Source organism: Acinetobacter piscicola (assembly GCF_015218165.1).
Taxonomy (GTDB): Bacteria; Pseudomonadota; Gammaproteobacteria; order Pseudomonadales; family Moraxellaceae; genus Acinetobacter; species Acinetobacter piscicola_A.
On the sequence record NZ_CP048659.1, the window covers coordinates 3,378,081 to 3,392,675 of the forward strand.

Consider the following 14,595-nt stretch of genomic DNA (forward strand, 5'->3'; position numbering starts at 1 on the left):
AAAAGACACCAAAACAGCTCAAAAACAAAGCGGCATATTTCAAGTCGCTTTTTTACGGATGAATGACAATTTTTTAATTAATTAAGTTTTTGAAAAACAATAATATTTAACTTTTAATTTCGCATAAGCGCCATTATGTTAAGTGGAGAAGAAGTTAGTGGATATTTCATGTATTTTTAAGTATTAAAAGTCAGATTACAAATATTAAAATGATTTTTAAGGTATTTTTACATATCCTGATGTTATTCAATAATATTTATATTAAAAAATGAACCATCAGATAAAATTATTCGGCGAAGCCCTACCGACCAGTCCTTATGGAACCGCTTTTTTTTGGTTCGATTCTCTTTCAGGATCTGAAAAAATCAATGAACTGTTTGAATATCAGCTCATTGTCAAAGTTCGGGATGAATATCATAATCCTGCACATGGTTATCGTGGATTGGAAGGCTTTGTTTCCAAACAAACAGCCGACAATGGCGGAACACCAGGTTCAGATCTGAATCTACAAAGTCTAATCGGCACTGAAATCGCAGTACGTATTCGCCTTGATGGATTAAAATTAGAATATTCACAATTGGGACTCGGTAACCATAATCATGGTGAATACACTGAACAAAGCAGTTTTAGTGGAAGTCGTTTTTACCGTGGTCTGGTCAATCGAGTTGAAGTCCTGCCTGTACGTAACCGCCATGCCACTTATAAAATCACGTTGGTACCGTGGTTATGGCTGTTGACCAAAACTACAAACTATAAAATTTATCAAAAGAAAAGCGTCTTACACATCATTGAAGAAGTCCTAGAACGCTATCCTTACCCTGTAGAATATCGTTGCAGTGGCAATTACCCCACACTGGATTTTCAGATCCAGTATGGCGAAGATGATTTTTCTTTTATTCAGCGTTTGATGCAAGAACATGGCATTAATTTTCATTTTGAACATAGCCAAAACCATCTCACCTTGGTGCTTTCTGATCATAATGCGGCATTTAAAGAAATGGATGCCGAAGGCTATCGTAACCTGAGTATTTATCCACCGAATCAACGCTTTCCCAATCAAGCCGAATACATTGAATTCTTTGAGCCTGCACAGCAGTTGGTCAGTGGTAAAGTGCAACTCAGCGATTTCCAATTTAAAAAACCGAGTCTGACCCAAACCGCCCAAGATCAATTCCTATGGGATCATCATTTTGCTGAACAAGAAATTTATGAATGGCAACAAGGTGATTTTATCTCTGCGGAAGATGGTGGCGAGCACAAAGCCAAACAACGGGTTGAACAACTCTATCAACATGGTTATCGTGCGCAAGGCAAAGGACATCTCAAAGGCTTACAAACAGGCTATCGCTTTAACCTAGAAAACCATCCCAATGGAGATGCTAACCAAGGCTGGCTCGTGCTCGGTACACAGACCATCATTCAAGACCTCAGTGAAGAGAAAGCCGATAACCAATTCTACGATTCCAAAGTGGAATTTTTAGTTCAACCCGATGCACAAATCTTCCGCCCAGATCGAACCTTAGACAAGCCACAAGGACGACCACAAACCGCTACAGTGGTAGGACCAGAAGGACAGGAGATTTATACCGATCAATATGGACGTGTGAAGGTGAGATTCCATTGGGATCGCTTACATCCGAGTCTTAGGCCAAAAGATGAAGATGATTGGACCTATAGCGATGGTACCAATACATGTTGGTTAAGGGTGTCCACCGCTTGGGCAGGTAATAATTTCGGAACCATTCATTTACCGCGGATTGGTCAGGAAGTGATAGTCGATTTCTTTAATGGTGATCCTGATATGCCTTTTGTGGCAGGACGTTTGACCAATCCTGAACACATGCCACTGTGGGAATTGCCTGATCAAAAAGCACTTTCAGGGATTAAGTCGAAAGAATTGGGCGGAAGCCAAGCCAACCAATTGGTGATGGACGACACTCAAGGACAAGTACAAGTCCATTTAAAATCTGACCATCAATCGAGTGAATTGAACTTGGGTTATATCACCCGTATTCCTGATTCGAGTGGACGTAAGGATTATCGTGGGCAAGGTTTTGAGCTACGTACCGATGGGCATGGCGTGATTCGTTCTGCCAAAGGAATGATCTTGACGACTTATGCGAAGAATCAGGCGGAAAGCTATGCCAAGAATATTCAAAATACTACAGCACAGTTAAAACAAGCGATTGAACAACATAAGACACAAACACAAACAGCGATAAATCAAAAAGCAGATGAACGCAGCCTAGCCTCTACTGCGCAGACTGATTTAGCAACACAAGAAAAAGCCATTTCAGGCAGTGGTGAACAAGCGGAATTACAAGCTGCACAAGTCGTGGTGGGTTCTTCGACGGGTGTTGCGGTAGTGGCTGAACAAAGTATTCACCTGAATAGTAATGAGCAAATAGCATTGACCAGTGGCAAAGATGTCAGTCTTGCTGTGGGTGAACGTTTATTTGCCAGTGCAAATCAAGGGATTAGTTTATTTACCCAATCCAAAGGTGTTCGTTTATTTGCAGGCAAAGATAAGATTGAGCTACAAGCACAGAATGGTGGCTTAGATGCCATTGCTCGACAGAATATTCAGATTATTTCTACTGAGGATAAAATTGAAGTTACCAGTCCGAAAGAAATTATTCTGACTGCAGGGGGATCGCAGCTCTTAATTAATAGTAGTGGTGTATTTATTAAGACTGGTGGAAAATTTGAGGTAAAAGCAGGACAACATCTTTTTGAAAGTGGAGAAAGAGTTTCATATAGTTTACCATTCGTGCCAGCTTTAATTAATTTACAGAGTGAACTATGTCCTATCAAGCAAGTCTATAGTGAACCTGTGGTCTATGCTCCACCTATAACAACAAATAGTCTTGTAGCATCGAATACAACACCTACAAGCTCTACACCAACATCATCAACAGTAAAATGTTCATCACACATCCCTAAAAAAGAAGATAAAAATTATGATCTAAGATTTCCTGTGAAAAATAATTATAATGTTGATGAACAAGGTATTAAAATCAGTAATATATTAAATAGATGGGAAGAAATTTCCAGAAGAAAATTTGACTTATTATATGATCCAGCTCTAAATAAAATTACCGCAAAGGTAATAATTAAGATTCAATTTATGGAAGCTCAACAAACTATAAATGGAGTAGTAACAAACGTACCATATGATAAGAATAGCATTCAAAATCATGTTTCTAGACCTTATGATGCTATTAAATTAGCTACAATAAAAACAAAAATTGAAGAAACTTTAAACAAAGAAATTAAATACTTAACTCCAGTACAGTGTAATCAAGCAGGTGGCTGTGCTTGTAAAATACCAATGTATTTAGAAGTAGAGTTTGTTGAAAACGGTAGATTTCATCAAAAAGTAAATCTATTTCCAAAATCACCTCGCCCTAATACAGACAATTGGGCGGAGGAAAGATTAGATACTAATAATCAAGTTATGTCCCCTGATCGTGAACATGCTTTAGCTCATGAAGTTGGTCACTATTTCAACTTCCCAGATGAATATTATTTTAGTGGAGGAATGGTACATAAGATGTATATCAATCCTCGAACAAAAATTGTTGATCTAACAATTCCTGAGCCAGTAGATGATTGGAAACGCTATTCACTAGATAATCTAATGGGACAAGGGGCAACAAAGTTAGACCCAGAACTCCCTAAATATTATTTTAATTTTATTAAAGATTGGTTCGAGAGAAAAACGAGGATTCAATGGAATATCGTCACTTAAAAAAATGGTTAATAGCGTCTATAGTTTTTGGATTAATAGGTTGTAACTCAATGAATATAAATCATCAAAAAGAAAAAGCAGAGATATCATTTTATACAAAATCTGACTTAGTATATATCTCTACTAATGAATATTTTGGCTATCAAGATCAACAAAGCTATTATGTAATTTTAGATTCTAGTGAGTCTTCATATGAAAATAGAGATAAGTTTAAAATAATCGGAAGATTTTTATCCAATGACCCTAATGATAAATTGCAAATTAAATGGGCTGAAAGATTTATTAAAAATCATAGCAATAAAAATATATACTCTGATTCAATTGTCACATTAAAAAAAGATGAAAAAATATATACTTACCCAATAAAAGATACTACTGAAAATGAAATTAAAATGAGAAATAATTTTTTTATAAATGCAAATAAAATTAAAGAAAAACTCTATAGCCAACATACAGATTGTGAGTATTGCTTTGAACCATCGGTAGATATTTTAAAAAATGGGGAAGACTATACTTTTAATTTAAAACTTAAAAATATGGGTTCAAATTATTTTGATTTAGAAGGTATTTCAGAACTAACTAAACCCAAAGGGTTGCTTTCATCTCCAGTTTTATCAATATTTTTCGAAAAAGAACTTATAGAGTTAGACAAGTCAAATTTATTAAATAATAACTACTTAGATAAAATTACTATTTTAAAAAATGAAACAGTAATAATACCTTTTGTAATTCACTCTCATGAAATACCGAAGTCTATTAGAAACAAAGATTTAACTAAAGAAAAATTAACTATTACGATGTTATCTAAATATAAAAGTGGTGAACTAAGCAATAACTTCTACAAATTTACTTTGTATAATAAGTAGTGATGTGTGCTGAAATAACAGGAGACTTCCACTAGGGAGATTCGAGACAGTCAATTTTGTTAGAAAATCTAAAATTAACATAATACACCTTATACGAAATGCTGATGTAACTCCAAAATAGAAATGTCCGGTTTCTCCAAAGTAAAAATGTCCGCTTTTAGAATATGCGCTTTTGCGATTATCTAAGCGGACGGTTTGATATGTTGGTGTCTATGTCGGATAAAGAACTTAAACGATTGTCGGTCTTGCAGGAAATCTGCGATCAACGCATAACTCAACCTCAGGCTGCTCAGCTACTTCATATCTCAGAACGTCAAATCAGACGATTACTGCAGAAATATAAAGCTCAAGGCCCAGCTGCATTAGCACATGCTGCACGTGGCCAAACCAGCAACTCCAGGCTTCCTGAAGAAATCAGGCTCAAGTGCCTCAATCTTGTTGCTGAGCAATTCCACGGTTTTGGACCCACTTTAGCGCATGAAAAGCTCACCACTGTTCATGGATTTGATATTTCAGTGGAAACACTACGTTCTTGGATGATTGCAGCTAATTTATGGATTCCTCGCGCCAAGCGTCTGAAACGACCGTATCAGCCTCGTTATAACCGAGATTGCGTCGGTGAACTGATCCAGATTGATGGCTCATATCATGACTGGTTTGAAGGCCGTTCTGCCAAGTGCTGCCTACTGGTATTTATCGATGATGCCACAGGAAAATTACAGCATTTACGCTTCTGTGAATCAGAATCAGCCTTTGACTATATGATTTCAACACGCTTATATGTCGAACAGCACGGTAAGCCTTTAGCATTTTACAGCGACAAACATTCAGTCTTCAGGGTGAATCAAAGCAGCAATAAAGACACCAAGATCACGCAATTTGGACGTGTGCTCAGTACCCTCAATATCGATATCATCTTCGCCAACTCACCACAAGCTAAAGGCCGTGTAGAACGGGCGAATAGAACGCTTCAGGACCGTCTGATCAAAGAAATGCGCTTGGAAGGTATCTGTTCGATTGAGCAAGCGAATGCCTGGCTACCCTGCTTCATTGAGCAGTTCAATCAGAAGTTCGCCAAGATGGCTTTTAATCCTAAGAATCTACATCGGCCTATCACTGAAACAGCCGAAGAATTAGATGATATTTTTACTTGGCGTGAACCCCGCAGAGTCACGAATAGCCTGACGATTACTTATGATAAATGCGTATATCTCCTAGAAAACACCGAAGAAAATCAAAGGTTGATCGGTAAGTATCTTGAGTTCCTGGAATACCCGGATGGTACTGTAGCCCTCATGCATGATGGCCGAAAGATCAATTACAGCCTATTCGATAAATTAAGTCAGCTGAATCAGCGAGAGATTGTTGAGAATAAACGGTTGGGTGCTGTTCTGAATCATATCCAACAACAGCATGAAGAACTGGAACAACAAAACAAACGCAATCGTTCTCAAAAGATGCCAAGTAGACGTGCACAGAAAACAGCGATTGAACAACGAAATCTGAATCCTGTGCTTGACTTGGAAATGTCCATATAGGACATTTCTATTTGGTTATTAGGTAGGACATTTCTACTTGGGAATAACAAACCATGTAAGGAGAGTTAGAAGTGGAAAAATATTATGTGATGTCTAAGAAGTATGGAAAAAATATTTTGACTTCAATTATTGGAAATAATGCTTTTTTAGTTGAAGATTTGTCACAATGTAACAATTATGCAGATCAGATATTTTATACCTCATATTTTAAATTAGATAAAATTAAAAAAATGTATTTGGTAACAACATTTTTTAAGAAATATAATTTTGCTATTAGGCGATTTGTTAATGAAATTTACATAGTTTCTAAAGAGTTTTATGAAATTCTAGAAGAGTTTGATGTTGTTTTAAAAAATACAATTAATTTAGTTGTGGTTGATCATAAAAATCATAGTAAACAAAATGAGAATTTTATTTTAATTGAATTTAATTCAGTTAGTTTTAAAGAAGTTATTGATTTAAATCATAGTAATATATTTCAAGAGTATGAAGATACTATTGATAGCATAGAAAAAATCAAGTTAAAAAGTGATTTGAATTATGATGTCTTTCTCATTTCAGAAATGAGAAACCAATTTAAATCTCCTATTTGCTCTGAAAAATTTAGAAATAATTTTATTGAAAAAGGTTTGGAAGGAGTGCAGTTTTTTGATTTAGATAATGCACCTTGGCAAAATTTAGATACATTAGAATTTTATTTTGAGAAGCAAACAACAGGGGACGTTGGTGTTTTTGTTGATCCAGTATAACCTATCTTCAAAACTTTAAATTGCAGTAAATAATAGGGTTCTGTCGCATTAAGGTTTTTAAAAAAAATTAAGTTACATAACCTTATGAAAATCAGAATATATTTTTATCAAAAATAGCTATTAATTTCTTAATGCGACAGAACCCCGCCAACAGATCAACCAACATCAAACGCCACAATGGACAAACCAGTACGATTACGACAAAGATCCACTTTGGCATACAGAACAAAAAGCCAACCCATTTGACCGAGTCTGGTTTTACCACTGTGACCACTTAGGTACACCACAGGAAATGAGTGACCAAACAGGGGCGATTGTTTGGAGTGCAAATTACAAAGCTTGGGGTGAGTGTAAGACTGAAAACCACACCAAGAGAGACATTTGGGACAGTGAAATCATTACTAATAACCTGAGATTTCAAGGGCAATACTACGACCAAGAGACAGGACTGCATTACAACCGTTATCGCTATTATTCACCTTATGTGGGACGGTTTATTTCTAAAGATCCGATTGGTCTACTCGGTGGGTTAAATACTTTTGCTTATGCGCCGAATCCAATTTATTGGATTGATCCATATGGATTAAATCCTAAATATAATAAACCATTGAATTCTCCTCTTATAGATAAGTGGATAGACAAAGGTGGAACAGTTTGGCAAGAGGTGGATACAAAAACTTGGGTGTATAAAGATTGGGATGGAAATGTAGTACGTTATCCAAACGGTTACCCAGATTTTTCCTCTTATGTGAAACAAGAAGTTAAAATTCCTAATTTAAAAGGAAACCATTCAAAATCACCGACTGGGGATTTTGGCAGAGCTGATGCCCTTGCTCCTAACGGTAAGGCTGATTATTCTAAAAATACTTGGCATCATCATGAGGATAAAGTAACGATGCAGGAAATGCCAAAAGATACTCATAATAGATTCACTCATTGTGGTGGAGTATCAGGAATTAAAAAAGGCTAATATTTCAAAGGAGAAAATAATGCCTGTAGTGTTAAAAAAAATGAAAAAAGTATTTCTTCAAGAATTAATGGAATATTTTGATAGTTTACCTGAAGATTATTTGAGATTTTATGAGAAATATAACGGATTGATTATTACGGATCCAGATTATTTAGATATAGAGTTTTCAACTTTAAATGGTTTGGAAATATCTTTCGATGCAATTCTAGAAGTATCTTCAGAAAATGATAGTTATGATTTACTTAGTATAAATAAAGAATTAGGTAGTGATTTGCCTAATTCTAGATTTATTATTATTGGATCAGATCCTGGTGGAAATTTTTTTATAATGAATAAAGATAATAGTAATATATTCTATTGGGATAGAACCATTATTCATAGCGAGTTAGATGTTGATTTCATTGAGTGTGATATAGGTAATATATATTCAATTGAACTAAAATTTAGTAATTTTATTGATTTAATACTGGAAAAATGTAGAAGAAATAATATTGATATTCAAAAATGATTTAAGAAATTAGATTCCTAATGACATTAAATTAGCCGTATTATTATCTAATCCTTTTTAAGAATATTTAAAATTAACATAATACACCTTATGCGAAATGCAATGTATAACTTTATTTAAATCAGTGTTTTGCAATCCATAAAAAAGTCTAGTTTAAAAAACCTAGGCTTTTTACATGAAATTTCACTGTTCCACAAAAAACCGCCCTCAGGCGGTTTTTTAAAATCTTAAATTAATTACTTCACATCAAAACGGTCCGCATTCATCACTTTCGTCCATGCCGCCACAAAGTCTTTGACAAACTTCTCTTTGTTGTCATCCTGAGCATACACTTCAGCATAAGAACGCAGAATCGAGTTAGAACCAAACACAAGGTCTACACGCGTTGCTGTGTACTTCGTTTCGCCTGTCGCACGACTCACGATGTTATAAGAGTTCTTACCCGTAGGCTTCCAGTTATATGACATATCAGTCAATGTCACAAAGAAGTCATTGCTGAGTACGCCTACGTTGTCCGTAAACACACCATGTTTTGAGTCAGCATAGTTCACGCCCAATACACGTAAACCACCAATCAACACCGTCATTTCAGGTGCAGTCAAACCAAGCAATTGCGCACGATCTAACAATAATTCTTCAGGCTGAACTACATAGTCTGCTTTAACAAAATTACGGAAACCGTCCGCTTTAGGTTCAAAGTCCTCAAAAGAATAAACATCAGTCTGCTCCTGAGTTGCATCACCACGTCCTGCAAGGAACGGAACTTTGACATTCACACCTGCATCCCGTGCTGCTTTCTCAACAGCTGCTGTACCACCCAAAACAATCAGGTCAGCAATGCTGACTTTTTTAACCAATGTGCTCTGAATTTCTTCAAGTTTCGCCAGAACTTTCGCTAAACGTGCAGGCTCATTTCCTTCCCAATCTTTTTGTGGAGCAAGACGGATACGTGCACCATTTGCCCCACCACGGTAGTCAGAACCACGGAAAGTACGTGCACTGTCCCAAGCAGTTGCAATCAGTTCAGCAGACGTTAATCCACTATTGAGTAATTTAGTTTTTAAACTAACAATATCCACATCAGATAGTGTGTAATCTACTTTTGGAATTGGGTCTTGCCAAATTAGATCTTCAGCAGGCACGTCAGCACCTAAATAACGGGTTTTCGGTCCCATATCACGATGCGTCAATTTGAACCAAGCACGCGCAAACACATCAGCCAATTTGTCTGGGTTATGATAGAAATCTTCTGCAATTTTGCGGTATTCAGGGTCAAATTTCAGTGCCATATCGGCATCTGTCATCATTGGATTACGGCGCACATTTGGGTTAAATGCATCAACAGGTTTATCTTCTTCTTTGATGTTAATGGGTTCCCATTGTTTTGCGCCTGCTGGGCTGGTGGTCTTTTCCCATTCATAGGTAAATAATAAATAAAGAAATTCATTGTCCCATTGGGTTGGATGGGTTGTCCAAGCACCTTCTAAACCACTGACCATAGTATTTGGACCATTGCCTGTGCCTTCTGAGTTGTGCCAACCTAAGCCCTGAAACTCGACATCTGCACCTTCAACATCTGCGCCGAGGTTTTCTGCCTTACCGTTACCATGTGCCTTACCAACAGTATGACCACCCACAGTCAGTGCAACGGTTTCTTCATCATCCATGCCCATACGGTCAAAGGTCACACGCATGTCCTGCGCGGTACGTAGTGGGTCTTGAACCCCATCCACACCTTCTGGGTTGACATAAATCAGACCCATTTGAACTGCAGCAAGTGGATTATCCAAAGATGAACGATCTTGATCATCTTTATAACGTTCTTTGGTTGGCGCTAGCCAATGACGCTCTTCACCCCAGTAAATGTCTTTTTCAGGTGCCCAAATATCTAAACGACCACCACCAAAACCAAAGGTTTTTAAACCTGCAACTTCATACGCAACTGTACCTGCCAATACAATCAAGTCACCCCAAGACAGTTTGTTACCGTATTTTTTCTTGATGGGCCAAAGTAAACGACGACCTTTATCGGTATTGACGTTATCAGGCCAACTGTTCAATGGTGCAAAACGTTGGTTACCTGTATTTGCGCCACCACGACCATCTTGTTTACGGTATGAACCTGCTAAGTGCCATGCAGTACGAACAAACATACCAATATAGCTGCCATAGTCAGATGGCCACCAGTCTTGACTGCTGTTGATCAGTTCTCTTAAATCTTGTTTAACTGCTTCTAGATCAAGTGATTTAAATGCTTTGGCATAATCAAAATCAGGATCCAGTGGATTGGTTTTTGTATCATGCTGCGAAAGGATGTCTAAGTTCAGTGCATTTGGCCACCAATCCGTATTGTCGGTGCTGGCTACACTGGTTTGTCCACCTGCCTGATGAAATGGGCAACCTGAAGCTGGCGTGTTGTTATCCATAATTATTCTCCGCATACAATTATAAATTAAAGAGATAAAGTAAGTTTTGTTGAATGGCCTACTTTAAAAACATAGCTGTTTTTTTTAGTAAATCACAGCGAATTTAACCAATTAAAACAATCGAATATTTCTATTTAAAATATTAAAAATAAATGACTTTTTTATTTTTCATATAGATAGCGATTTGCATAACTATAATGAGAGAGAAAAATCACTATTTTTTATATGGATTTAAAATTTTAATGTTACTTTTCCATATTTCCGATGCAGTTTATGAGCATGGGACAGCAGCTCTCAACTACATTCTGACCTTAGCCCCAAAGTGTTCTTTCCAGCCTTTGGTTTCCACTGCAATTTGTTTTGCTAGCCTGCCTTTCACCTCTTTTAATAATTGTTCACGTTGCTGATCATGTACAAAACGAGCATGATATCTGCTTTGCATCACCTGAATATAATTATTCAGTGTTTTTTGCTGTTGAGCTGTTTTGGGTGGACGATTTAAAAATTGTAAATATTCCTGTTGTGGATCATGCTCCAAAGGATTGCCCATAATATCTTCCACATACATCAAGGCGCTGACAGGTTTGACTGTGCCTTTGGCATCTACTGCATAGACCTGTTTACGTACACCATAGGGAAAAGCCCACAAGCCCTGACCATCCCCTGCTGCCCAATAGGTGTAAAAAATCAGTTGATTGCCTTTCACTTCATAATCACCGATTTCGGTGGTGAGAATACTGCAATCACCTGTATTGTAATGCAGTGTATGACTGAATAATTTCTTATGATCTCGATATAATTCAAGGTCTTTACGTTCAAAGCCTTCTTCACTTTGATTTTTGACAGTTTTAAATTCAAAATTTGAATGATGAATTTGAATGGTTTGAGTTTCTGCAAAAGCGATATGGGTCAATGTGAGAGATAAAAATAAAGTTTGGAGTATTTTCATTATTGTGTTCCTTATAATAGGTTATTCAATACACGCTCGCTCTATCAGTTCAGATAGCACTAAAGGAACATAAGTACTTTTCATTATTGGGTAAAATACCGCATCTTCTGAAACATAACCAATATACTGTTCATTTAAATAGGTTTCAAATTTATAATTTTGATCCACTATTTTCTGTTGTTCTGTGGGTGGGTGCTATACAAGATAGTTCTTAAAATACAGGTGGTTATTATCATCAAAAGTGCCATTATCGACTAAAAAAATCGAATGATCTTACTCAAATAAAATCGAGTAATAACCTGAAAGCACATTACCTCTAAGACGATCAGCCATTAAGCGATAGTTATCAGCAACGGTAACCCAATCGTATTGTCGCTTCAGTTGATCAGCCAAATATTCTTCAAACTCAAAGGAAAGATGGTTTCCGCCCAACATAGTTTGGAGCATTGCCCATGAGTGTGTGGTTAGATAGATAACATACTTCGAAATGGCTATCGAAATTTAAATAATTCGGTTCAGCCATTTCAGAACAATCTTCAATAACTTTTATATTTAAAGGTAACAATATGGGCTGAATAATGTCTTGCAACTTTACTTGATCAATTCAACCTTGAATAATACACGCCATGTTTGAACGCCTCTGATTGCAAAGGGTTATTTAAACAATTAATTTACGCCCCTCTTTAATACAATAGAATGGATTCATCAACTTAGACGTATTTTTCATCGCAAGTTGCAAGTCATGTTCAGGTTGTTCACGACTTTCATCTGTCAGTTGGAAAGTACGGTAATGGATTGCCAAAGAGCGTTTTGCTTGTAAATCGACATGTGCCTGAAAGGCATCCTGTGGATTCATGTGCATATATTTCATTAACTGACGTGGTTCATAAGCACCAATCGGAATCAAGGCAATGCGTGGTGAACCTAAACGCTTTTGAATTTCTTTAAAATGTCCTGAATACCCCGAATCCCCTGCAAAGAAAAAATGTCCATGCTGTGAAATAATGGAAAATCCTCCCCACAATGCCGCATTTTGATCACGGAAGCCACGACCTGAGCCATGTTGAGCGGGGGTGTAAACTATTTTTAAATTTCTAAAGAGTGCCGATTGCCACCAATCCATTTCAATCACATGCCAATCGCTTGGTAAATAATGACTATTCCCTAATCCTGTATAAATTGGCATGGCAAATTTATCATGCAACCAGCGCAAGCTTGCAATATCCATATGGTCATAATGGTTATGACTGAGCAATACAGCATGGATGGTCGGTAAATGCTCTAAAGCAATTCCCGCAGGAATAACACGCTTAGGACCACGCCCTTGTTTTGGACTCACATGGTCTGCCCAAACAGGGTCTGTTAAAAAGTTATAAGGTCCGATTTGCAATAAAACTGTTGCATGCCCAACAAACCAAACTTGCCAATCATTTTCAGGTGCATTGGGACGGTTTTGTGGTAGAGCACGCGGTGTTGCATAAAACTCGGCAGCTTCTTTGGCTGAGTCGACTTTCCATGTTGAAGACTTGCGCGTACTGAGCCATTTAACTAAATCCCAACGCCGATTACCCTCAGGTCTACGGACAGGATTAAAAAATTTCTCTCCATTATGGTGATCTGAAGCCAACACTCGAAATATGGGTCTGTACCATGTATGTGCTAAACAAGCCTCTGTTTCTAATCTATAGTGTAGTTGTTGTGTAGGAACGGTCGCTACAACTTCTTCGGTATGTAAAGTACGATCTTCAACCGAATTCTGTTCAATCTCTTTTGACATTACGACTCTAAACGCCCTTTCATTCGTTCTAACCACATCTGTTGTGTTTGCGGTTTAATAAATAACGCAATAATTTCAGGATGAATTTCTTTAATCTTGCTTTCGATACGATTAACACAAGCTTCGATATCATCTGAAGTTAAATTATCTTTAAATTCTAAACTCAGTGAGGCGAGCACTTGATGCGCACCCATTTGTTCAGTCAAAACACCATTGGCATAATGCACCGCAGGATCTTGCCTTGCCACTTTTAACACATTTTCTCTTAATTGTGGATCAGCAATTTCACCTAAAAGTAAACCTTTGGTTTCTCTTGCCAAAAGAACAGCAGAAATCGCCAAAACCACGCCAATCAAAATCGAAGAAATACCATCAATCACAGGAAGATTCAATTGATGTGCCAAAAAAATACCAATCAAGGCAATAAACAAACCGATCAAGGCTGCCGAATCTTCAAATAACACTGTAAATGTAGTGGGATCTTTACTACGCCTGAATGCTTGAAAGTAACTCATTTTACCTTTCATTTTTTTAAAAGATTTTAAAGCAACAAACCAAGATGTTCCTTCACAGACAATTGCAATAGATAACACAATATAATTAACATAAGGAGATGTCATCTCTTCAGGGTGTAGAACATGCTGCACCCCTTGATAAATCGACACAATCGCCCCCAATGCAAACACCATGAGCGATACAATAAATGCCCAAAAATAAAGTTCCCGTCCATAACCAAAGGGATGTTTTACATTGGGCGCTTGCTGCGATTTTTTCATACCATACAACAATAATATTTCATTCAGTGTATCGACTACCGAATGAATCGCTTCACTGAGCATCGCAGAACTATTTGTAATATAAGCAGCAATAAACTTCACCAAGGCAATCACAAGGTTACCCAAAAGTGCTGCATACACCACGATTTTGTTCGAATCTGACATTTATTGTCCTATTTTTTATCATCAAATATAGTAATTTGATTTTTATCTGCATTTTAAGTCATATTCATGCAATAACATGTGTTTTTCCTTTAATTTTTGTTGCTTTTCACATTTGAGCGA

The 14,595-nt window shown here is 37.0% G+C and carries 10 protein-coding genes and 2 pseudogenes; 7 read left to right on the forward strand and 5 right to left on the reverse strand.

What is annotated here, in order from left to right; genetic code table 11:
• Positions 1-268 precede the first annotated feature (268 nt).
• The 7 genes and pseudogenes from G0028_RS16700 to G0028_RS16725 all read left to right on the forward strand — a co-directional run bounded on the left by G0028_RS16700 (position 269) and on the right by G0028_RS16725 (position 8,382).
• Complete coding sequence (locus G0028_RS16700) at positions 269-3,751, forward strand: type VI secretion system Vgr family protein (RefSeq protein WP_194088733.1); 3,483 nt, start codon at positions 269-271, stop codon at positions 3,749-3,751.
• Positions 3,733-4,617, forward strand: a complete 885-nt coding sequence (locus G0028_RS16705; protein WP_180048076.1) for a hypothetical protein — start codon at positions 3,733-3,735, stop codon at positions 4,615-4,617. The genes G0028_RS16700 and G0028_RS16705 overlap by 19 nt, the downstream gene beginning before the upstream one ends.
• A 212-nt stretch (positions 4,618-4,829) precedes the next feature.
• Entirely contained in the window at positions 4,830-6,155 is a 1,326-nt protein-coding gene (locus tag G0028_RS16710; protein ID WP_180048085.1) for an ISNCY family transposase, read from the forward strand.
• Between the two features lie 71 nt (positions 6,156-6,226).
• Entirely contained in the window at positions 6,227-6,904 is a 678-nt protein-coding gene (locus G0028_RS16715) for a hypothetical protein (RefSeq protein WP_180046882.1), read from the forward strand.
• A gap of 154 nt (positions 6,905-7,058) precedes the next feature.
• A pseudogene (locus G0028_RS16720) lies at positions 7,059-7,508 on the forward strand (RHS repeat-associated core domain-containing protein); the annotation flags it as partial.
• A gap of 123 nt (positions 7,509-7,631) precedes the next feature.
• Positions 7,632-7,874, forward strand: a pseudogene (locus G0028_RS21150) (HNH endonuclease); the annotation flags it as partial.
• A gap of 19 nt (positions 7,875-7,893) precedes the next feature.
• A complete protein-coding gene (locus G0028_RS16725; RefSeq protein ID WP_180046879.1) occupies positions 7,894-8,382 on the forward strand; it encodes an SMI1/KNR4 family protein in 489 nt (162 codons plus the stop codon).
• A gap of 236 nt (positions 8,383-8,618) precedes the next feature.
• On the opposite strand, the gene katG is transcribed toward G0028_RS16725, so the two are convergent.
• The 5 genes from katG to G0028_RS16750 form a co-directional block, all read right to left on the reverse strand.
• On the reverse strand, positions 8,619-10,808 hold the full coding sequence (gene katG, locus G0028_RS16730; protein ID WP_180046877.1) for a catalase/peroxidase HPI: 2,190 nt from the start codon (positions 10,806-10,808) through the stop codon (positions 8,619-8,621).
• A gap of 298 nt (positions 10,809-11,106) precedes the next feature.
• Positions 11,107-11,757 (reverse strand): hypothetical protein, encoded by a 651-nt coding sequence (locus G0028_RS16735; protein WP_180046875.1) that lies wholly within the window; start codon positions 11,755-11,757, stop codon positions 11,107-11,109.
• Between the two features lie 273 nt (positions 11,758-12,030).
• The gene (locus tag G0028_RS16740) at positions 12,031-12,192 is read right to left on the reverse strand and encodes a hypothetical protein (RefSeq protein WP_180046873.1); all 162 of its coding nucleotides are present in this window, start codon (positions 12,190-12,192) and stop codon (positions 12,031-12,033) included.
• A gap of 223 nt (positions 12,193-12,415) precedes the next feature.
• Positions 12,416-13,534, reverse strand: a complete 1,119-nt coding sequence (locus G0028_RS16745) for an MBL fold metallo-hydrolase (RefSeq protein ID WP_130072160.1) — start codon at positions 13,532-13,534, stop codon at positions 12,416-12,418.
• Positions 13,534-14,475, reverse strand: coding sequence for a cation diffusion facilitator family transporter (locus G0028_RS16750; RefSeq protein ID WP_130072161.1), 942 nt, complete (start codon positions 14,473-14,475; stop codon positions 13,534-13,536). The genes G0028_RS16745 and G0028_RS16750 overlap by 1 nt, the downstream gene beginning before the upstream one ends.
• Between the last annotated feature and the right edge of the window lie 120 nt (positions 14,476-14,595).

What these genes read in the sequence shown, in the direction of transcription:
- G0028_RS16700 (WP_194088733.1), top strand. Translation starts at nt 269, where the DNA reads ATGAACCATCAGATAAAATTATTCGGCGAAGCCCTACCGACCAGTCCT.
- G0028_RS16705 (WP_180048076.1), top strand. Translation starts at nt 3,733, where the DNA reads ATGGAATATCGTCACTTAAAAAAATGGTTAATAGCGTCTATAGTTTTT.
- G0028_RS16710 (WP_180048085.1), top strand. Translation starts at nt 4,830, where the DNA reads ATGTCGGATAAAGAACTTAAACGATTGTCGGTCTTGCAGGAAATCTGC.
- G0028_RS16725 (WP_180046879.1), top strand. Translation starts at nt 7,894, where the DNA reads ATGCCTGTAGTGTTAAAAAAAATGAAAAAAGTATTTCTTCAAGAATTA.
- katG (WP_180046877.1), bottom strand. Translation starts at nt 10,808, where the DNA reads ATGGATAACAACACGCCAGCTTCAGGTTGCCCATTTCATCAGGCAGGT.
- G0028_RS16735 (WP_180046875.1), bottom strand. Translation starts at nt 11,757, where the DNA reads ATGAAAATACTCCAAACTTTATTTTTATCTCTCACATTGACCCATATC.
- G0028_RS16740 (WP_180046873.1), bottom strand. Translation starts at nt 12,192, where the DNA reads ATGTTGGGCGGAAACCATCTTTCCTTTGAGTTTGAAGAATATTTGGCT.
- G0028_RS16745 (WP_130072160.1), bottom strand. Translation starts at nt 13,534, where the DNA reads ATGTCAAAAGAGATTGAACAGAATTCGGTTGAAGATCGTACTTTACAT.
- G0028_RS16750 (WP_130072161.1), bottom strand. Translation starts at nt 14,475, where the DNA reads ATGTCAGATTCGAACAAAATCGTGGTGTATGCAGCACTTTTGGGTAAC.